General features: G+C 41.1%; 16 protein-coding genes. 10 read left to right on the plus strand and 6 right to left on the minus strand.

The annotated features are described in order from the left end of the window. Positions 1–161 precede the first annotated feature (161 nt). Together IRT38_RS03185 and IRT38_RS03190 are read left to right on the plus strand one after the other, a co-directional pair. Positions 162–929, plus strand: coding sequence for a hypothetical protein (locus IRT38_RS03185; protein ID WP_194596938.1), 768 nt, complete (start codon positions 162–164; stop codon positions 927–929). A 162-nt stretch (positions 930–1091) separates the two neighbouring features. Beyond that, a complete protein-coding gene (locus IRT38_RS03190) occupies positions 1092–1403 on the plus strand; it encodes an ankyrin repeat domain-containing protein (RefSeq protein ID WP_194596939.1) in 312 nt (103 codons plus the stop codon). A 284-nt stretch (positions 1404–1687) separates the two neighbouring features. On the opposite strand, the gene IRT38_RS03195 is transcribed toward IRT38_RS03190, so the two are convergent. Next, positions 1688–2383, minus strand: coding sequence for a TIGR04219 family outer membrane beta-barrel protein (locus IRT38_RS03195; RefSeq protein WP_194596940.1), 696 nt, complete (start codon positions 2381–2383; stop codon positions 1688–1690). Positions 2384–2514: 131 nt separating this feature from the next. Between IRT38_RS03195 and IRT38_RS03200 the strand changes: the two genes are divergently transcribed. The 3 genes from IRT38_RS03200 to IRT38_RS03210 all read left to right on the plus strand — a co-directional run bounded on the left by IRT38_RS03200 (position 2515) and on the right by IRT38_RS03210 (position 5963). After that, positions 2515–3957 carry an aldehyde dehydrogenase family protein gene (locus tag IRT38_RS03200; RefSeq protein ID WP_194596941.1) on the plus strand — a complete coding sequence of 481 codons (1443 nt, stop codon included), beginning with the start codon at positions 2515–2517 and terminating at the stop codon, positions 3955–3957. Between the two features lie 371 nt (positions 3958–4328). Beyond that, positions 4329–5807: a sodium-dependent transporter gene (locus tag IRT38_RS03205; protein ID WP_004910343.1), complete on the plus strand. Its 1479-nt coding sequence runs from the start codon at positions 4329–4331 to the stop codon at positions 5805–5807. Positions 5808–5819: 12 nt separating this feature from the next. Then, positions 5820–5963: a methionine/alanine import family NSS transporter small subunit gene (locus IRT38_RS03210; RefSeq protein ID WP_004910340.1), complete on the plus strand. Its 144-nt coding sequence runs from the start codon at positions 5820–5822 to the stop codon at positions 5961–5963. A gap of 41 nt (positions 5964–6004) precedes the next feature. On the opposite strand, the gene rsmB is transcribed toward IRT38_RS03210, so the two are convergent. Next, entirely contained in the window at positions 6005–7312 is a 1308-nt protein-coding gene (gene rsmB / locus IRT38_RS03215) for a 16S rRNA (cytosine(967)-C(5))-methyltransferase RsmB (protein WP_194596942.1), read from the minus strand. Then, positions 7309–8271, minus strand: coding sequence for a methionyl-tRNA formyltransferase (fmt, locus tag IRT38_RS03220; RefSeq protein ID WP_151760406.1), 963 nt, complete (start codon positions 8269–8271; stop codon positions 7309–7311). The genes rsmB and fmt overlap by 4 nt, the downstream gene beginning before the upstream one ends. A 211-nt stretch (positions 8272–8482) precedes the next feature. Here fmt and ilvD point away from each other — a divergent pair, with 211 nt between their 5' ends. The 3 genes from ilvD to IRT38_RS03235 all read left to right on the plus strand — a co-directional run bounded on the left by ilvD (position 8483) and on the right by IRT38_RS03235 (position 12210). Then, complete coding sequence (gene ilvD, locus IRT38_RS03225; RefSeq protein ID WP_004951068.1) at positions 8483–10312, plus strand: dihydroxy-acid dehydratase; 1830 nt, start codon at positions 8483–8485, stop codon at positions 10310–10312. 161 nt (positions 10313–10473) lie between these two features. Next, on the plus strand, positions 10474–11760 hold the full coding sequence (locus IRT38_RS03230; protein WP_004951069.1) for a hypothetical protein: 1287 nt from the start codon (positions 10474–10476) through the stop codon (positions 11758–11760). Between the two features lie 42 nt (positions 11761–11802). Then, positions 11803–12210 (plus strand): DUF4259 domain-containing protein, encoded by a 408-nt coding sequence (locus IRT38_RS03235; RefSeq protein WP_194596943.1) that lies wholly within the window; start codon positions 11803–11805, stop codon positions 12208–12210. 36 nt (positions 12211–12246) lie between these two features. Here IRT38_RS03235 and IRT38_RS03240 read toward each other — a convergent pair whose 3' ends face one another. The 3 genes from IRT38_RS03240 to IRT38_RS03250 form a co-directional block, all read right to left on the minus strand. After that, entirely contained in the window at positions 12247–13536 is a 1290-nt protein-coding gene (locus IRT38_RS03240; RefSeq protein ID WP_004910321.1) for a solute carrier family 23 protein, read from the minus strand. A gap of 300 nt (positions 13537–13836) precedes the next feature. Beyond that, positions 13837–16518, minus strand: coding sequence for a phosphoenolpyruvate carboxylase (gene ppc / locus IRT38_RS03245; RefSeq protein WP_005403483.1), 2682 nt, complete (start codon positions 16516–16518; stop codon positions 13837–13839). A gap of 84 nt (positions 16519–16602) precedes the next feature. After that, positions 16603–17226 (minus strand): TetR/AcrR family transcriptional regulator, encoded by a 624-nt coding sequence (locus IRT38_RS03250; protein ID WP_194596944.1) that lies wholly within the window; start codon positions 17224–17226, stop codon positions 16603–16605. A gap of 153 nt (positions 17227–17379) precedes the next feature. On the opposite strand from IRT38_RS03250, the gene IRT38_RS03255 reads away from it, so the two are divergent. Together IRT38_RS03255 and IRT38_RS03260 are read left to right on the plus strand one after the other, a co-directional pair. Next, a complete protein-coding gene (locus IRT38_RS03255) occupies positions 17380–18480 on the plus strand; it encodes an efflux RND transporter periplasmic adaptor subunit (RefSeq protein ID WP_004910310.1) in 1101 nt (366 codons plus the stop codon). 2 nt (positions 18481–18482) lie between these two features. Beyond that, the gene (locus tag IRT38_RS03260) at positions 18483–21611 is read left to right on the plus strand and encodes an efflux RND transporter permease subunit (protein WP_194596945.1); all 3129 of its coding nucleotides are present in this window, start codon (positions 18483–18485) and stop codon (positions 21609–21611) included. The last annotated feature ends 35 nt before the right edge of the window (positions 21612–21646 follow it).

The following is a 21646-nucleotide window of genomic DNA, read 5'->3' on the forward strand; positions in this document are numbered from 1 at the left end:
TAACCTAACGGTTAGGGGTGTTTTTTATTGCAAAAAAGAAAATAGGGTGGAATACATATGATTGAAAAGATATATAGTTTATAAAATCAAAATAGCGATAAATATTAAAAGTGCTGTGAATAATGACATAGAAGTTTTATTTGTTTGTGGAGCAAACTTGGGTGCCTAATATCTTACATGTATTACGACAGCTTGGCCGCGAGATGGGATTTCCCTTGCTGATAGCAGTTATTTGGACAATCTACAGTCTTGTAGTTGCTCCCGATAAGAGGAATTTGGTTAACGCCATCTCAATTTTTGGTCCCTCCTTTTTTTTAGCCTGTTGGGCGTTTGCGCAATGGTTTCGTGTAAAAAAGCAACAATCTGTTGAGAGCGAATTGAGTGGTATCGTGCAGAAACAAGAGAGCTTACTGGACGAGCTAACAAAGGTGGCTGAGCGATTGGAAGGGTATACTTCTGGTGGAAAGAGTGTCGGGTGGTTGATGCTTGTTAATCCGCAGGGTGGAGTCATTAGGAATATCACTGCCCATGTTGAGGGGGATTATCCTCTTATTGATGCCCACGCTAGTGTTCTGGATTTGGATAAAGCAAGTTTAGGAGTTGAGGAACTTAAGCGCACTGGTAATATGCATGACTTTTTCAAGCATCATGTGAAATTTAATTGCGGGACAGTGCAGCCAAATTTGGCTGTCATGCAAAACCAGATAGTGCCGTGTGATATGACTAAGTCATCAATTCGCTTCAAGATTGAGTGGACTGCCCGTAATGGGAGGTGGACTCAATATGTAGAGTTGAAACGCAAAGAAGGTGGATATGACTTTTATACTGCAGTACAACGTGGTGAGGAGTGGGTTTTCGAGAATCCTCTCAGAGACTCAATTCCCCAGCGTTCAGATGGTAAGCCAGATGTATTTTGGCATACTGACTGAGATTGCGGAGGCTATGGTCAGAAACAACATTTGAAGTTGAATAAACCAAAGCATATTTTAATTCACTTAACTCGGGTATAAGATTTCCATAAAATTTGAGATAGATACACTACAAAATTTAGATTTTAATTTTAGTTAGCACTAGACAAAGGATCATTCCTTATGAAACTCAGCTCTTTCTCTCCACTCCCTGAAAACGATGATGAACTTCATCTTCCTGAACTGGTCTATTGGGCTTCTCTTGGTGATATGGAACAAGTCGAACAATTATTGGCTGACGGTATAGATCCAAACCAGACTGATGATGAAGGGTATAGCGCGTTACAGGCTGCTGCTGAGAATGATCATTTGGCGGTGGTGAAGCTACTGGTGAGTAAAGGGGCAAATGTGGCTTATAAAGGCGAATATACTGCGCTGCAGCTTGCAGAAATGGCAGAGCATGATGAAGTAATTGCTTATCTTAAAAGTCTTTAAATCACGCATAAAATGATAAATAAAAAGAAGCCCCATCATCCTGACGGGGCTTCTTAGTATTCAGTTTCTTGTCGTTTATATTCCTTATCAACGACCGCTTCCTGCGTATCTTGTTATTTTCAATGAGACTTCCTGTCTCTTTATGTTTTATATGATAGGGCAAAGTTTTCAATTGAACTATTCGCCAATTACGACGATGGTTGTAGGCTTAAGCTTACATGGCAAATATATACTTCATAATAAAAAAGCGGAATCATCAGACTCCGCTTTTTCATTAATTTGATTTAGAAATGAATGTCTAAACCAACATATGGCCCTTTAAAATCAAATTTAAGATCATTTTTTTCATAATCATCTAATTCGATGTTTAAGATACGGTAGCCTGCTTTCAATCCTACATCGACCAATAAATTATCAATAAAGTTATATTGTAATTCTGCTTGGGCATCTGTGATTTTAGCATCATTAAAGTTGCTGTAGAGTAACTCGCCTTTAGCACTCAAACCTGTAAACGGTAGTTTGACCCCAGCTGAACCGTAGATCACTGGAATGGTTTTATCGATATCAGTTTTTGTTAAATTCAACGTTTTGACATCGCCATTCAAATTGCTTGCACCAAAACCAACATCTGCATTCACAACGTTATCGAGAATTTCATAATATAGAATGAAATCGGTATGATCGATATCTAAGTCATACACAGGTTGACCTAAAACTTCATTTTCAGTTTGTGTTTTTAAATTCACATAACGGATTTTTGCATTTGGAATTAATGGAACAGGGTGTTCAACAGCAAGAGAAATTTGCGCAGCACCTTTACGGTCAAGGTCTTGATCTTGAGCAGAAGTTTGGGTTGCCATATTTGCTTTACCGTCGTATGCCCAGTAGCTCACATCACCTTTGACACCAATAACATCTGCTTGTGCTAAACCACAAAGGCTTGTTCCTAAAGTAAGCATCGATATTTTTAAAATTTTCATCATATAGTCCTAATTTATGAGCATAAACCGTAATGAATTGTTGTGAATTCATCATAGATTGGGCGAATCATATAGTGATCTGTAAAATTATGCAGTAGTCTAATTTTAGTTTTTTGAAAAGAGAATAAGAAATGAAAGAGCAAAAAAACGTTGTTGAATATCCATTATATTTGGCTGGTAAAGCGGTAAAAACAGCAGCGTGGTTAGATGTACATCATAAATATCAGACTCAGGTTTTCGCACGAGTTGCTTTGGCTGATGCTAAAACTCTAGAAAAGGCAATTGCATCAGCTGTTAAAGCCGAAGCTGAAATGGCTGCTTTAAAACCTTTTGAAAAACAAAAAATATTGTTGCATTGCGTGAAACGGTTCAATGAATTGCGTGGTGAATTGACTGAGATTTTGATTGCGGAAGGCGGCAAGCCTCGTGGTGCAGCAAGTGCTGAGGTTGAACGGCTGATTAATACCTTCCAATTGGCTGCGGATGCAGTGACTCAAATGGATGATGGTCGAATAATACCTTTAGCGGTCACACCAGCAGCTTCTCGTTATCGTGGGATGGTTAAACAGGTGCCGATTGGCGCAGTTTCCTTAATTAGTCCATTTAATTTTCCTTTGAATTTAGTTGCGCATAAGATCGCACCTGCGATCGCAGCGGGTTGTCCTTTTGTGCTGAAACCAGCAAGTTTAACGCCAATTAGTTCGCTTAAAATTGCAGAGGTATTGGCTGAAACAGATTTGCCTAAAGGTTCATGGTCAGTATTGCCTTGTGATCGCCAAGCGGCGGATATTTTAGTTACGGATGATCGTTTTAAGTTGCTCAGCTTTACGGGTTCTGATCAAGTCGGCTGGGATATGAAAGCGAGAGCAGGTCGTAAAAAGGTTACGCTTGAATTGGGGGGTAATGCTGCGGTGATGATTGAGGCGGATGCAATCATTGATGATGCTTTGATTGACCGTTTAATTGGTGCAGCTTATGGTCATGCAGGTCAGATTTGTATCAGCGTGCAGCGGATTTTAGTGCATGCTGATATTTATGCGGATCTAAAAAAGAAATTAATCGCAAAATTAAAAAAGATTAAAGTTGATGATCCAAGCTTAGCAACGACGTTGGTCGGTCCAATGATTAAAGAAGCTGAAGCGATTCGACTGAAAAAATGGATTGATAAAGCCGAGAAGAAAGGTGCAAAAATACTTGTTGGTGGTGTTTTAGATGGTGTTTGTTTTGAACCTACCTTATTGGAAAATGTTGATTCAAAGTTAGAAATTTATAAAGATGAAGCATTTGGCCCTGTTGCCATTTTAGAAAAATATAAGGATTTCGAGCAAGGAATTGCAACAATTAATCAAAGTCGTTTTGGATTACAAGCAGGAGTTTATACACAAAATCTCAATAAAATGTTGTATGCATGGGACCATTTACATGTAGGAGGTGTAATTATCAATGATGTGCCAACCTTCCGTGTCGATAATATGCCGTATGGCGGTGTGAAAGACTCAGGCTTAGGTCGAGAGGGAATTCAATCCGCGATTCGAGATATGCAGGAAGAACGGTTGCTGGCGATCAAGCAATAGATTATTCAGGTAGACCTTGTGATTCTGCACCTAATAGTTTTCTGTATCTTAAATTTATCATTTGACTATAAGGTCAACTATTGACTGAGTTGAAAAATAATCAATCGCTCGAAAAGTGTGATTTTTTCGTCAGGAATTTACAGTAAAAAGAAATAAAAACAGGTATTGTTCAGCTATTAAAAGCAGAAAAACAAAATCCAATCTTTAAGGAAGATGGTTTGGTTTTTGCTTGTTTGTACATGGAAATAAGAGACCCACAAGGTTGAACTTTCATGCAAGCAAAACAAGATTTTTACGGTACTTTTCTCTCTGTTGGATAATAACAAGTGAACGCAGTTTGAAAAGTGCCACATGAATATATTAGGTGTTCTATGGCAGATTCTCGTGAAAACTGGACATCACGATCTGGTTTTATTATTGCAGCTGTAGGTTCAGCTGTAGGTTTAGGTAATATCTGGCGCTTTCCATATGTTGCCTATGAAAATGGTGGTGGTGCCTTTCTTATCCCGTATTTATTGGCACTTATCACTGCGGGTTTACCGCTTTTATTTTTAGATTATGCCACAGGTCATCGTGCTCGTAATTCTCCACCGAAAGCTTATCGTTCTTTATTTAAAGGCGGTGAAACATTAGGTTGGTGGCAAGTCTGTGTCTGTATTATCATCGGTTTATATTACGCTAGTGTTTTGACTTGGGCGGGAAGTTATATTTATTTCTCGATCGGGCAAGCGTGGGGTAGTGATCCTGAAAGCTTCTTCTTTAATACTTACCTACAAACTTCAAAAGCTTCAGGTTTTGATTTCCAGTTTGTTAGTCATCTATTCTGGCCAATTGTGGGAATTTGGGCATTAACACTCATCATTCTTTATGGTGGAGTTAAAAAAGGTGTTGAACTATCGAACAAGATTTTCATGCCTTTACTGTTCGTATTGTTCACTATCCTTGTTGTTCAATCTTTACGTTTACCTGGTGCGGTTCAAGGCTTAAATGCTTTCTTTACGCCAAACTGGGCAGCGATGATGGACTATAAAGTTTGGTTAGCAGCTTATGGTCATACGTTCTTCTCACTTTCTGTAGGCTTCGGGATCATGGTGACCTATGCATCTTACTTGAAGCCTAAAACTAACTTAACAGGCTCTGGTTTGATCGTTGGTTTTGCCAATGCATCGACTGAAATCCTTGCTGGTATTGGTATTTTTGCTGCACTTGGCTTTATGGCACATGCTGCGGGTACAGAAGTTAAAGATGTCGTAAGTGGTGGTATTGGTCTGGCATTTATTGCATTCCCTAAAATTATTTCAAGCTTAGGTGCAGGCGCAGACGTATTTGGTCTGTTGTTCTTCTCATCGTTGTTTGTTGCTGGTATTTCATCGATGGTGAGTATTCTTGAAGTGCCAATCGCAGCAATGCAGGATAAATTGAAATGGGGACGTAAGAAGGCAGTAACGATCATCGGTGGTGGTAGTGCGCTAGTTTCAGTGATTCTATTCTCAAGCGTTAATGCCATTAAGCTGGTGGATATTGTGGATCACTTCATCAATAACATCGGTATTATTGGCGGAGCATTGGTTTCTATCATTAGTATTGCTTGGTTTAAACGCTCTGCTTTGATTGAACTTCGTGATCATGTGAACCGTATTTCTACGATTCAGTTAGGTAAAGGTTGGGCGTTTACGCTTACTGTGATCACATCATTGATCCTGTTAACGACTTTGAGCATGACAGTGATTAACTTGATTAAGAACGGTTACGATACTTATAGTATGAGCTTACAAGGCGTGTTTGGATGGGGCAGTGTCATTTTCTGTGCTGTCGTTGCGCTAGTTTTAAGCAGAATGAAAGATCGCTAGGAGAATAAAATTATGAATACTTCAGCAATCGTAATGATGATTATTTCAATGGTGTTTTTATGGGGTGGACTCGCTTTGTCGATTCGCCACCTAATGAAGAATCCAGAAGATTTAGATGATGTTCTTGAAGAAGTTAAAGATCAGCATACGCTATGATTGATTCTTAAAAAAAGCAGGCTTTTAAGCCTGCTTTTTTATTACGCTTGTTTTTGGATATGACAATAGTAGAAACCATCACCTGATTGATTTGAAGGCAACAGCTGACGACCATGAATCTGTTCTATACCCCAATCCGCAGAGATTTTAATTTCTTTTGCATCGGGATGGTCTGCAAAAAACTCGACCATCTGCTGCTCATTCTCGACTTTTAATATTGAGCAGGTGATATAAAGCAGCGTACCGCCAACTTTAAGCTGTTGCCACATCTGTCTCAAAATCTGTTGCTGTAAAGCCACGGTTTGTGCGATGTCTGTGGATTGTCTGAGCAAGCGAATATCAGGATGACGACGAATAACACCTGTTGCAGAACAAGGTGCATCCAGCACGATACAATCGACGGGTTCTGGTGCCTGCCATGTGGTGGCATCGGCTGCGATAATCTCCACCTCAGTTTGATCTAAGCCAAGACGTTCGATATTTTCAGAAACACGCAATAAACGTTTTGCATCATGATCTAATGCGATCAGCTTTTTAGGATTAAAGCGCTCAAGGATGTGTGCTGTCTTTCCGCCTGGTGCAGCACAAGCATCAACCACCACTTTGCCATCTAGGTTCGGTAAAAGCGTGGCGCACAATTGAGCATGTTCATCCTGAACAGAAAAGCCACCTTCTTCGAAACCTGGTAAATGGGTAATATTGCCCGTTTGTTCCAAAACAATACCAACGTCAGAAAGCATGCAAGGACGAGCATTAATCTGTTCTTCGTCCAAAATCTCTAAATATTCATCACGACTAACTTGGCGTTCACTGACGCGCAGGGTGAGTGGCGCGACTTGTTTTAAGGCTTGACACAGATGCTCTGCTTGCTCAGGCCAATCTTTTTTGATTCGTTTGAATAACCAACTTGGTAAACCATGTGTATTATTCAAAGCTATTTGAAATTCATCTGTTTCACGTGAAACACGACGCAGAATCGCATTGACCAAACCACTCATTGGCTCGAAACCTAATTGCTTAGCAGCATTTACAGTTTCCGAGATTGCAGCATGTACAGGAATACGGGTACATAAAATTTGATATAAGCCAAGATATAAACAACTTTCGAGTGCTTCATTGTCTAACGGTTTGGTGAGCAATGGTAAGGTAATGGCTTTTAATGAAAACCACTGGCGTAAACAACCTAAAGTCAGTTCGTGATATAAACCACGATCACGTTCAGAGACCATATTGATATGTTGATTCAATACGGAAGTCAAAGATTGCCCATTTTGAACAGCCAAAAGTGTTTTGATCACTTGCGCACGTAGATTCAGATTTTTTGTAGATGATTGATTCGATTGGCTCATGGGAGAATTTGTCCAAGATGTAATTTTTGAGTTTGGGCAATTTGGACAGCATTGAGCGCTTTACCACCTGACCACTGTAAACTGGTTAAGCACACGACACTGTTTTCACCACAAGCGACATGTACGCCTTGCTTATCAATTGCAAGAATTTCACCTAATTGAGCATTTGCTTTACTGATCTCGGAGGGCATTGAACTCCAAACACGTAAAGCGTTATTTTCATCTAATTGAATAAAAGCCACAGGCCAAGGGTTGAACGCACGAATATTGCGGTCGATTTGGATTGCAGTTTGTGTCCAATCAATACGTGCTTCTGATTTCACTAATTTATGTGCATAAACCGTCAGGGATTCATCTTGAACTTCACGTTTGGCAATAAATGATTGCAAACTTTGCTCAGATTCAAGCACGGTACAAATGGCTTCAGCACCTTGAGTTGCCAACTTGTCATGCAAGGTTGCAGAGGTATCTTCTGCAGTAATTGGGCAATAGGTTTTGTACATCATATCGCCTGTGTCCAAACCTACTGCCATTTGCATGATGGTGATACCTGTTTCAGCATCTCCTGTTGCGATTGCACGTTGAATCGGAGCTGCTCCACGCCAACGAGGTAATAGAGAACCGTGAATGTTTAAACAACCGTATTTAGGTGTATCTAACACTGTTTGTGGCAAGATCAGACCGTAAGCGGCGACTACCATGACATCAGCACCCAAAGCTGCTAGCTCTTGTTGTGCAGCTAAACCTTCTTCAGTCGACGCTTTAAAATGCAGTGGTTGAAAAACAGGTAAGCCATGTTCAAGTGCAAGTTGCTTAACAGGAGAAGGCGTAAGCTTTTGTCCGCGTCCTGATTTACGATCAGGTTGAGTGTAAACCGCAATAATCTGGTGTGGTGTTTTTAATAATGCCGCCAATGCGGTTGCCGCAAATTCAGGCGTACCAGCAAAAATGATCTTCACAAAGATAATCCACAGAAAATTTACCCCAAATTATAAGCCAAAAAGCCACTAGCCCCTAATTAGGTGAAAGGAATTGTCTTTGAACAAAAAAAGATAGGTTCGCTGGTCATCAGTTAAACGATAACTTGTAGTATGATGGGAAAAGCTCAGTATCATTTCGCCAGAGAGAATGTCCTATTCATCTCGAGCACAAACTTGTTGGGAATAAAAAATGCCTGATTATCGTTCGAAAACATCAACACATGGAAGAAATATGGCTGGCGCGCGCGGTTTATGGCGTGCGACAGGTATGAAAGATGAAGATTTTGGCAAACCTATTATTGCGGTCGTCAACTCATTTACCCAATTCGTTCCAGGTCACGTGCATCTTAAAGATTTAGGGCAACTGGTTGCACGAGAAATTGAAGCTGCTGGTGGTGTAGCGAAAGAATTTAATACCATCGCGGTAGATGATGGTATTGCGATGGGGCATGACGGCATGTTGTATTCATTGCCATCACGTGATTTGATTGCGGACTCAGTTGAATACATGGTCAATGCGCACTGTGCAGATGCGATGGTTTGTATCTCGAACTGTGACAAGATCACACCAGGAATGCTCATGGCGGCTATGCGCCTTAATATTCCAGTGGTTTTCGTTTCTGGCGGCCCAATGGAAGCGGGTAAAGTTAAATTCCGTGGAGATGAAAAAGCGATTGACCTTGTTGATGCGATGGTTGTTGCTGCTGATGAAAGCTATACCGATGAAGAAGTTGCTGCTTTCGAACGCTCTGCGTGTCCTACTTGTGGTTCATGTTCAGGTATGTTTACTGCAAACTCGATGAACTGTTTAACAGAAGCATTAGGTTTATCATTACCAGGCAATGGTTCAATTGTTGCAACTCATGCCAATCGTGAAAAATTATTCCTAAAAGCGGGTCGTTTAGTTGTTGAACTTGCGAAACGTTATTACGAACAGAATGATGACAGCATTTTGCCACGTTCAATTGCAACTAAAGCTGCGTTTGAAAATGCAATGACGCTTGATATTGCAATGGGTGGTTCAACCAACACTGTATTACATTTACTTGCAGCTGCACATGAAGCTGAAGTTGATTTTACAATGGATGATATTGATCGCTTGTCTCGTCAAGTACCAGTGTTGTCTAAAGTTGCACCTGCAAAATCTGATGTGCATATGGAAGATGTGCATCGTGCGGGCGGTATTATGGCGATCTTAGGTGAGCTTGATCGTGCTAATCTACTGAATACTTCATGCCCAACCGTACATGAAAAAACACTGAAAGATGCTTTAGATAAGTGGGATATTATTCGCACTGAAGATCCTGATGTTTATGAGTTCTATCGCTCTTCTCCAGGTGGTGTTCCTACGCAAGTCGCATTCTCACAAAACCGTTATTATTCAACGCTTGATGGTGACCGTGAGAAAGGCGTAATCCGTAATGCGGAACATGCTTTCTCTAAAGACGGTGGTTTGGCTGTACTTTACGGTAACATCGCATTAGATGGTTGTATCGTTAAAACAGCGGGTGTAGATGAATCGATTCTGAAATTCACCGGCACAGCACGTGTTTTTGAAAGCCAAGATTCAGCGGTTGAAGCAATCTTAGATCATAAGATCGTTGCAGGTGACATTGTTGTGATTCGCTACGAAGGTCCACGCGGTGGTCCAGGTATGCAAGAAATGTTGTATCCAACAAGCTACTTGAAATCAAAAGGTTTAGGTAAAGACTGCGCTTTGATTACGGATGGTCGTTTCTCTGGTGGTTCTTCAGGCTTATCAATTGGTCACGTGTCTCCTGAAGCTGCTGAAGGCGGTGCGATAGGTTTGGTTGAAGATGGCGATACCATTGAAATCGATATTCCAAATCGTACGATTCACTTGAATGTAGATGATGCAACGATGGCTCATCGTCGTACGGTTCAAGAAGCAAAAGGCTGGCATCCAGCTGAAGAGCGCAAGCGTAAAGTTTCTAAATCACTTAAGATTTATGCAATGCACTCTACGAGCGCAGCAAAAGGCGCTGTTCGCGTTCTGTAATTCTGATCGCCGCTTAAAGCGGCGAGATCCCTCTTACAATAAAAGGGGGATTTTTTTTTGATTTTATTAGATACTGAAGATAATTTTTGCTGACGTATAAATTGATACGTGAGTACAATTTCATTCACTTACAGATTTTATGACCATTAGAGGCTATCGACATGTCTTTGTTACGTCGTTGGTTTGATCCCATCCGATCGCGTTGGTTTTACCAAAAACCTTCTCGTCAGGCGGAATTACCCACGGAACAGGGTTTAAGCATTTATCTTCGTTTAGACGATGTTTATAGTTATCTTGCGGTACAACAACTGGATCAGTTGAATGAGATTTTGAGTGACGAACTCAAACCATTAAAGGTGATTATATCTAGACAGGGTGCAGAACCCCCAAATGGAATGACAGCCGAAGATTGGCTTCAATATTGTCTAAATGATGCCAAGATTCTAGCAAAACAGCATCGTTTTGGATTTGACGATACACCCGAAATACCAACAGCTGAAGCCTTACAACAAGCAGAAACAATTCTAAGAAATACGCCATTAAGAGAACAAAATTTTTTACATTTACTAGAAGATGTTTTTCATATGCTTTGGCAGCAGCAATATGGAAAATTACGCACTTTGCATGCTATGGCCAGCAAGCACCAAACTCCACAAAATTACCCAGAACGCATTTTTAAAGATGTGCCAGTGATTGCTAGCTATTTCGAATTTGGTGAGCGTAAGTATCAAGCTGTTGATGATTTATTACGTTTGACCCGCCGTTTAAAACAACAAAAACTACTTACGGGTAATCCCATCTTTTTGATTAATCATATTGAGTGGCGTGAGCATTTAATCAATGACGGTGAGTCTATAACTGAAGTTCAAGGTTTGCATCCAGAGCTGGATTTATATATCGCTCTTGAAGATCCAATGAGCTGGCTATTACTCGCCTACATCAAAGAAGAACTGGCAAATTATTACAATATCCAATTAAGCGTGTATCCATTAAGTTATCACGGACGTGATTGGTTTGATTGGAGTTTGGCAACACGAGTGTCTAAGCGGACACAAGTTGCATTTACACCTTTTTGTCGACCAACCAAAGAGGCAACCTATGAAATGGCAAAATTGTTTTATAGCGTCCCTGTTGAGCAACAAGTCGACTGCATGCATGAGATTTTAGAAGCGGTTTGGACACGTGGAAAAGACTTATCCTTTAAGGCACATTTTCAAAAAATGCAAAAGCGTTTGGATATTGACCAATTGACTGAACAAGATGTTGAACAATGCTTAAAGCAAAATGATGTTCTGTGTCAGGAAAAGCATCAACCTGATTTTCCAGTCTTAGAATTTCGTATAGACGGACAAACTTATGTGTTTAATAGTTTGTATCGAGTGTGGATGATTGAAAGCATTATTAGTAATGTTTTAGAAGAAAAGTATAAACAACAAAGCCAAGAGTAACTTTGAGCATTTTAATACTGAACAATAAAAAAGGAAAAAATGATGGGAACATGGTCACACGAATCGTTTGGAAATGACACTGCAAATGACTGGGCATACGAACTAGAGGATGCGACAGACTTTGCAGTGATTGAGGCTGCTTTACAGGTGGCACTTGATGAGGGCGATGAGTATTTAGATGCTGATTTAGCGATGGAAGCCATTGCTGCGGTTGAAGTCATTGCAAAGCGTCTTGGCAAAGGGACTCAATCCGATGTTTACACTGAGAAAGTAGATCAATGGTTAGAAACCATTTCGGAGCAACCAAATGATGGTGTATTGTCATTGGCGAAGCGTGTTTTGGAACGAATAGTTGCTGATGATTCTGAACTCAAGGAGTTGTGGCTAGAGTCCGATGAATATGAGTTATGGTTGGGGAACATTCAGCAGTTAAAAGATGCTTTACAGTAAAAAAGGCAGCTCATGCTGCCTTTGATAATTAAATTTTTATTTTTTTAGGCTAAACAGAACATTTAGAAAGATAGCGGCGAAGGTTGCTGTACCAATTCCACCTAAGTTAAAGCTTCCGAATAATAACTCGAAATTACCCGCACCCAAGATAATTGTCACAGATGCAACGATCAGATTTTTATTATTAGAGAAGTCGACTTTGTTTTCGATCCAGATTTTTGCGCCAGCAATAGTAATTAAACCAAAGACCACAATTGAGGCACCCGTAAGTACCGCGGTAGGAATTGTGCTGATCACGGCACCAAATTTTGGTGATAGACCTAAAAAGATTGCAAAGACACCAGCGATTACAAAGACGATGGTTGAATAAACACGGGTAACAGCCATGACACCGATATTTTCACCGTAAGTCGTCATCCCTGGTGCACCCACACCACCTGATAACGTGGTTGCTAAACCATCGGCAACAAATGCTTTACCTAGTTGAGGGGTTAGGTCTTCGCCTGTCATTGCACCCACTGCTTTGATATGACCTAAGTTTTCTGCAACTAAAATTAATGCAACAGGTGCAATAATTAACATGGCATTCATATCAAAAGTAGGATGAGAAAAGCTTGGGATACCAAACCATGGTGCTGCCGCGATTTGTGAAAAATCGATTGGTTTTCCAAATCCAAGCACATTCGTCGCGATGACGTAAATGGCATAGGCAATCAGTAAACCTACCAACAGTAATAAACGCTGTAATAAGCCTTTGGTAAATACCGCGATAACACCCATGCTCAGCACAGTGATGAGCGCCATCCACATTTCAAAAGGCTGACCTGCAACGCCTTTGATTGTTACTGGGGCAAGGTTTAAACCAATGATCATTACGATCGCACCTGTTACAACAGGTGGCATTAATTTTTCAATCCAGCGTGTGCCTGTCAACATGACGGCAAAGCCAATTAAAGCATACAAGATACCGCAAGCAACGATACCTCCAAGTGCAACTGATAGATTCGGGTTTGCACCAGAGCCCGTGATGTGACCTGTAGCGGCTGCAACCACACCAATAAACGCAAAACTTGAACCGAGATAACTCGGTACACGTCCACCTGTGATCAAGAAGAAGATAATCGTACAAATCCCTGACATTAAAATCGCGAGATTTGGATTAAAACCCATCAGCAATGGCGCAAGAACAGTTGCTCCAAACATTGCAAATGCGTGTTGTACCCCGAGTACCGCGCTTTGTAAGGGCGGTAAATATTCGTTTGTCGCAACAGGGCGATGATCAATCTTCCCCTGATACGGCTGCCATTTTGGAAACCAATTTGACATAAAGTAGACTCATTATGTGATATCAGCGCGTATGATACCCTGTCTTAAATTATGCTTTCATCTATTGGTCATTGATCTGAATGAACGCAAATGGTCATAAATTTCATATTTTTACCTTTTGGTAAAATATATATGTAAATAAACTTTAGAATTCATTGTTGATTTTGCTTGTTGTATTTGCAAAATAGCTCAATTTAATTTTTAAAATAAATTTAAAAAAATTTTGTCCAGTTGGCATATTTTGCCAATTTAACCCTCATCAAACTGAATTATTTGATGAGGGTTAGACATAGAGAATGATTAACCTGTATTGCGAAGCCCTGCGGCAATACCAGCAATACTCACCATTAAGGCATGATCAACAGGTGTATGTTCTGTTTGATGCTCAGCTAAATATAAACGACGACGTTTCATCAACTCAGCTTGCAACAAATGAAGTGGCAATAGATAAGGTTTTCTAACCTGCATCGACTGATCTAAGACTTCATTATTGCTCAGAAGTTTGGACTCGCCTTTCAGATTCAAAAGTGTATCAACCGCATTTTGTAATCGTTGTCTTAACTCTATCCCGAGAGCTTTGAGGTCCTGATCATCAGTCAAATGAGATTCGTAATACAACGCAATGTCTGCATCTGATTTAGACAGTACCATTTCCAACATATCAATTAAGGTTTGGAAATACGGCCACTGATCTAGCATGTCATTGAGCGTATTTTTATGTTGTTCATGCACTTGATTAATTGCGGTGCCAGTTCCCAGCCAAGCGGGCAACATCAAACGAATTTGTGTCCAAGCAAATACCCATGGAATTGCACGTAAGGATTCGATGCCGCCACTGACTTTTCGTTTTGCTGGGCGTGATCCCAATGGCAGCATTTGCAGCTCTAATTCTGGTGTAACTGTACGCAAATAACTCACAAAATTTGGATTCTCACGAACCGTTTGGCGATATACCTTAACGGAGAGATCCGTCATCTGATTCATCAAATCACGCCATTCTTTCTTAGGTTCTGGCGGTGGTAATAAAGTCGCTTCTAAGGTCGCAGCGGTATAGATTTCCAAGTTTTGTAAGGCAATCCCTTCTAAACCAAATTTAAAGCGGATCATCTCACCTTGCTCAGTGACACGAATAGCACCCGAGATCGAGCCTGGTGGTTGAGAAAAGAGAGCTTGTTGGGTTGGAGCACCGCCACGACTGATTGAACCACCACGACCATGGAATAGGGTTAATTGCACATCATGTTTTTTTGCAACCGCGGTGAGTTCTTCTTGTGCACGATATTGAGCCCAATTTGCTGACATAAAGCCTGCATCTTTGGCAGAGTCAGAATAACCAATCATCACTTCATGTTTGCCATGGATATGCTGCTTGTACCAATGCATATTAAACAAGGTATCCATGGTTTTGGCAGCGCCGTCCAAATCTTTCAAGGTTTCGAACAATGGCACGACACGCAGAGGATGTTGAATGCCCGCTTCTTTTTGCAAGAGCAATACAGCCAACACATCACTTGGATATTCAGCCATTGAAATGATATAAGCCCCTAAACTCTCTGCTGGTTGCTCAGCTAGAGTACGCATAGTGGCAAACACTTCGAGCACATCTGGATGTTGAATGAGACTACCTTCTGGCTCATTCAAATACTTAGGTAATAATGGACGTTTACTTTGTAATTCCTGAATCAAGAAGTTTTGACGCGCTTGTTCTGTCCACGATTCGAAATTACCCAAACCTAAATATTCCGTAATCGCAGAAATGGCTTGACGATGACGACCTGATTCTTGGCGGATATCGAGTTTGAGTAGTTCAATCCCAAAACAATTCACACGATAGATAAAATCAAGCAATTGTCCATTGGCGATTTCCGCAAGGTTACTGTCCACAAGGGAACGATAGCAAAGCAGAAGAGGGGCCAATAATTCATCTTTATTCCGAATGATATTGCTATCGTCGGCATCCAAACCTTGTAAACGTTGACCTAAACAATAACGTGTTGCTTTAAGTCGTTCACGGGTAATGCGTAGATATTCACGGTACGGCTCAGGATGTTCATAACCTAAAGCTTCACTAAGTTCTTTAGAACAATTTTGGATAGAAAGTTCCCAACGTAGATTTTCAATATCACGGAGGTATAAATCTGCAGCCTGCCAACGCGATAACCACAGAACTTCCTGTGTCACTTGATGAGTGACATTCGGATTACCATCGCGGTCGCCACCCATCCATGAAGCAAAACGGATCGGCGCTATGCTGAGAGGCAAAGCTTGCAGGCAATGCTGTTGTGTTAATTCATTTAATTCACGAATAAATTTAGGTACAGCATTCCATAACGTTTGTTCAATCGTTGCAAACCCCCATTTTGCTTCATCTACAGGCGTCGGGCGATGTTGACGGATTTCATCGGTTTGCCATGCAGAGGTGACTAGCTGTTTGAGTGTGGCGATGGTCTGTTGACGTTCACGAGGCGTTAATTTCTTTTGATCAAGCTGTGATAGACAATCCGTAATATCATCATATTTTTGGATCAAGGTACGACGACTCACTTCTGTTGGATGCGCTGTGAGTACTAGTTCAATTTTTAGATCGCAAATTTGTTGAAATAATTGCTGTTCAGAAATTTGCTGATTTTTAAATTTCTCAAAAAGGTGAGTGAGTGGATTTGGGCTAGGCGCATGCTCGTCAAACTCCGCATGACGTCGGCTACGTACCACGTGATATTGTTCAGCGATATTAGCGAAGTTAAGAAAATGTGAGAATGCTCGTGTTAAAGGCAAAATCTCCTCATCTTTTAGCCCAAGAAAAAGCTGTTCTAACTGCTTCTCTGCTTCTATTTGACCGTCACGTGCGCCTTTTGCTAAAGCGCGAATTTGCTCAATTTGATTAAACAAATCTTGCCCAGCATGTAGTTTTAATGTTTCGCCGAGTAAGTTGCCCAATAAACGGACGTCTTCTCGTAATGGAGCTGTGATTTGTTGAATCATTCTATTTCTCCTGATGTTCTCATTCGACTATAACGCGATTGAGAGACAATCCAAGAGCAGAACGTAAAAAAATGTGAATTTTATTTAATTTTTGGGTTGATATTTAAGCAAAAAAAGCTCAATCGCTTGTTGAATCATCTGATCGATTTCATTCGCGGTCGGCACTTCATCCAATCCGAGTAGAACTCGGTAATGACGTAAGCCCAACATTAAAGACACGATTAATTCAGTTTGTTTTAAAGGATCGTCAGCACGAATAAATTTAAGTGCAATTGCCTGCTCAAAAAAATTACACCAAACATTGCTCATACGTGTATGTGAAGCTTCAAAAAACTGCTGTGTTAAAGGGCTTTGTTCTGCTGCGAGTTCGAACAATAAGCGATCAAGTTTTAATGCCTCAGGAAGATAAATAATAGTTAAAGCACGATGGCACATCAGATAGAGTGCTTGTGTAAAATTGGTTTCTGCCGTGAGAATGATTTCTTTAGCAAAAATAGATTCTTCACAGGTTTCTTCAATTGCACAGATAAATAAATTGGCTTTGTCTTGAAAGTGGTTATACACGGTCAGTTTCGTGACGCCTGCTTCTTTGGCAATTTGATTCATGTTGGCAGCGTGATACCCCATTTTTAGGAAAAGAGATTTCGCAGCCTGTAAAATTTTAGCTCTTTTTTCCAAATCTTTAGGGCGACCACTACTGTTTTGCACGTTATCGTTCTCTTTTAATTAAATTAAAAATCAAATAAATAACTTTAATTTTTAATTAGTGTACTCATGGGTATATTAATTAAAAAATAAACAATTTATCATGATATTCATATTGTGCCTTAAAAAATCAATTTGAATAAGAGCGAAAAAGAGATGAATCTGCTAAATCATGTAATTGTGGGATTGCTCGTACTCAGCAGTGTCACTTTAACAGCATGTCAAAAAGAGGTTCCAAAGACGGAAGAAATTCCTTATGTCATGGTCGCGCAACCGAGTAGTAATCATATTGATCAAAAAAGCTATGCAGGTGATGTACAGGCGAGACAGCAAACGGCATTGGCATTTCGTGTTGGAGGACAAATTACCGAACGCTTTGTTGATGTTGGTGATCGAGTCAGAGTTGGGCAAGTATTAGCGAAGTTAGATGTTAAAGATGCTCAGTTACAACTTAATGCAGCTAAAGCACAGCTAGACAGCGCACAAGCAGCAGCAAAAATTGCAGCGCAAGAATATCAGCGTTATCAGCAATTATTGCCAGTAAATGCAGTCAGTCGCTCACAATTTGATGCCATCAAAAATCAATACGAAGCGGCGCAAGCAAGTTTGCAACAAGCACGCTCAAACTATGAAGTTTCTTCGAATCAAACGGGATATAACCAACTGATCTCCAATAAAAATGGCGTGATTACCGAACGTCAAATTGAAGTGGGTCAGGTGGTTGCAGCAGGACAGGCTGCCTATCTGCTCGCGATTGATGGAGAGCGTGAAGTTGTATTTGGAGTCCCTGAACAAGCAGTCGCAACGATTAAAGTGGGGCAGCCTGCTTGGGTCACACTGTGGTCTCAGCCAGACCTTCGCTTTGCAGCTAAAGTACGAGAGGTTTCTCCTGCTGCTGATCAATCTCGAACATTTACGGTCAAGGTTTCCTTATTGGAAGGTCAATCTAGCATTCAGTTGGGACAAAGTGCGCGTGTATTCTTTGTTGCAAATCAAACGAATGTCCTCAGCGTCCCACTTTCTAGTGTGACGGCTAATGATCAGCAGGCATTTGTATGGGTCGTGACGACAAATAAGACCTTACGTAAAGTTCCAGTTCGCTTAGGCGCCTATGGTCGAGATAGTGTTCCTGTCCTGTCTGGTTTAAAAGCAACAGACTGGGTTGTGGTTGGCGGTGTGCATTTGTTACGTGAGCAACAAAAGATTCATCCTGTAGACCGAGAGAATCGTGAAGTCACGATCAAAACTGGAGGTTAATCATGAAATTTAACCTCTCAGAATGGGCACTGAAAAATAAAGGCATTGTGCTTTATTTTATGCTGCTACTCGGCATCGTCGGGATTATGTCTTATTCCAAGCTGTCGCAAAGTGAGGATCCACCTTTTACCTTTAAAGTGATGGTGGTACAGACTTACTGGCCTGGTGCAACGGCTAAAGAAGTCTCGACACTCGTGACCGATCGAATTGAAAAAGAATTAATGACCACAGGTCAGTATGACCGCATCATGGCTTATTCACGTCCTGGTGAATCTTTAGTGACTTTTGTTGCTAAAGACAGTTTACCTTCGAGTGCAATACCTGATGTTTGGTACAACGTCAGAAAAAAGGTCAATGATATTCGCCATCAGTTACCCAATGGTGTACAAGGACCATTTTTCAATGATGAGTTCGGTGATACTTTTGGCAACATCTATGTCCTTACAGGGAACGATTTTGACTATGCGGTAATGAAAGAATATGCCGATCGTTTGCAACTGCAATTGCAACGAGTCAAAGATGTGAGCAAAGTCAATTTAGTCGGATTACAAGATCAAAAAATATGGATTGAATTATCCAATACCAAAGCGGTGCAGCTCGGTGTACCTGTGACAGCGATTCAAGAAGCGATACAAAAGCAAAATGATATGGCAAGTGCAGGATTTTTTGAGACTGGCACAGATCGTATTCAACTTCGCGTCAGTGGACATTTGCACAGTGTAGATGATCTGAAAAAAATGCCGCTATTGGTCGGTGATAAAACCATTCAATTGGGGGATGTTGCTGATGTTTATCGGGGCTTCAGTGAACCTGCTCAACCTCGTATGCGTTTTATGGGGGAAAATGGAATTGGCATCGCGGTTTCGATGCGCAAAGGCGGTGACATCATCGCTTTGGGCAAAAACTTAGAAACCGAATTTAATCATTTGCAGAAATCATTGCCTGTGGGCATGAAACTTCAAAAAGTTTCAGATCAACCAGTCGCAGTACAACGCAGTATTCAGGAATTTTTAAAGGTATTGGCTGAAGCGGTCATTATCGTTTTATTGGTCAGCTTCTTTTCTTTGGGTTTTCGCACAGGACTGGTGGTGGCTTTGTCTATTCCACTCGTTTTGGCAATGACCTTTGCAGGGATGAATCTATTTGATGTCGGTCTGCATAAGATTTCCCTCGGTGCCTTGATTCTTGCACTCGGTTTGTTGGTCGATGATGCCATTATTGCTGTTGAAATGATGGCAATTAAAATGGAGCAGGGCTATAGCAGACTCAAAGCAGCAGGATTTGCGTGGCAAACCACGGCATTTCCAATGCTGACAGGAACATTGATTACCGCAGCAGGTTTCTTACCGATTGCAACGGCACAATCAGGCACTGGCGAATATACACGTTCTATTTTCCAAGTCGTAACGATTGCGTTAATTGTGTCATGGATAGCAGCCGTACTCTTTGTTCCATATTTGGGTGAAAAATTACTCCCTGACTTCACCAAGCAACAACAGAAAGCAGCATGGTATTTGAGGCTTTGGGCGAGATTGCGGAAACAGCCTGAACCTGTTGTACAGGCACATGGACAGCACCATGATCCCTATCAAACCAAGTTTTATCAGTCTTTCCGTCGTATGGTAGAGCTCTGTATTACGTATCGTAAAACAGTAATCGGAGTCACGGTGGCAATCTTTGTTTTATCAGTTGCGATGTTTAAATTCGTTCCTCAACAATTCTTTCCAGCATCTAACCGTGCAGAAATCTTAGTGGATTTAAAGCTTGAAGAAGGTGCCTCACTGACAGCGACTGAACAGGCTGTTAAAAAGGTGGAGTCATTCTTATCTAAACAAAAAGGGATCGATAATTATGTTGCCTACGTTGGAACAGGTTCTCCTCGCTTTTACTTACCTTTAGACCAACAACTACCGCAAGCCAGTTTTGCGCAGTTTGTCGTACTCGCATCGTCTTTAGATGATCGTGATGAAATTCGCCGTTCTTTAGAAACGCAAATCAAGCAATTATTGCCTCAAGTGCGTACGCGTGTTTCGTTGCTCGAAAATGGTCCACCAGTGGGATACCCATTGCAATACCGTGTTTCAGGAGAAGATCTAAGCACCGTGCGTCAATGGGCACAAAAAGTGGCAAAAGTGATGAGTGAAGATCCTAATACCACCAATGTGCATTTAGATTGGGGCGAGCCAAGTAAGATTATTGCTATCGAAATCGATCAAGACCGTGCGCGTCAAATGGGTGTTACGAGTTTTGATTTAGCCAATTTCTTGAATGCTTCGGTGACTGGTACAGTGATGAATCAGTATCGCGAAAAACGTGAGTTAATTGAAATTCGCTTGCGAGGAGATCAGGCTGAGCGTGCAGAAGTGGCATCTTTGGCATCTTTAGCCGTTCCGACAACGCAGGGCACAACAGTCCCATTGGCACAGATTGCAAAAATCGAATCACGATTTGAAGAAGGCTTGATTTGGCATCGTAACCGTTTACCAACCATTACTGTAAGAGCAGATATTCGTAGCCATCTACAACCTGCCACGGTAGTTCAGCAGTTAGCTGATCAGATGCAGGACTTGCGTGATGATCTGCCAAATGGTTATTTGCTCGAAGTTGGGGGAACTGTTGAAGAATCTGCTAAGGGTCAAAGTTCAGTCAATGCAGGAATGCCATTATTCCTAGCTGTAGTGATGACTTTGCTCATGATTCAATTACGCAGTATGTCGCGTGCGACGATTGTATTGTTAACCGCACCATTAGGATTAATAGGCGTTGTTGCATTCTTGCTATTGTTTAATAAGCCTTTTGGTTTCGTCGCTATGCTTGGGACAATCGCCTTGTCTGGTATGATCATGCGTAACTCATTGATCTTGATTGATCAGATTGAGCAAGACATTCAGGCTGGACAAGCAGCATGGGATGCGGTGATTGATGCGACGATGCGACGATTCCGTCCGATTGTACTGACAGCACTTGCTGCAGTTCTTGCAATGATCCCACTTTCACGCAGTATTTTCTTTGGTCCAATGGCTGTTGCAATTATGGGTGGATTGATTGTTGCGACCTTATTAACCCTATTTTTCCTGCCTGCACTCTATGCAGCGTGGTTTAAGGTTAAAAAAGCAACATATCTAACGTAATTATTTTGTGAATAAAGGTGCGAAATATTGAAAAT

The organism is Acinetobacter sp. SK-43 (genome assembly GCF_015351505.1).
Taxonomy (GTDB): Bacteria; Pseudomonadota; Gammaproteobacteria; order Pseudomonadales; family Moraxellaceae; genus Acinetobacter; species Acinetobacter junii.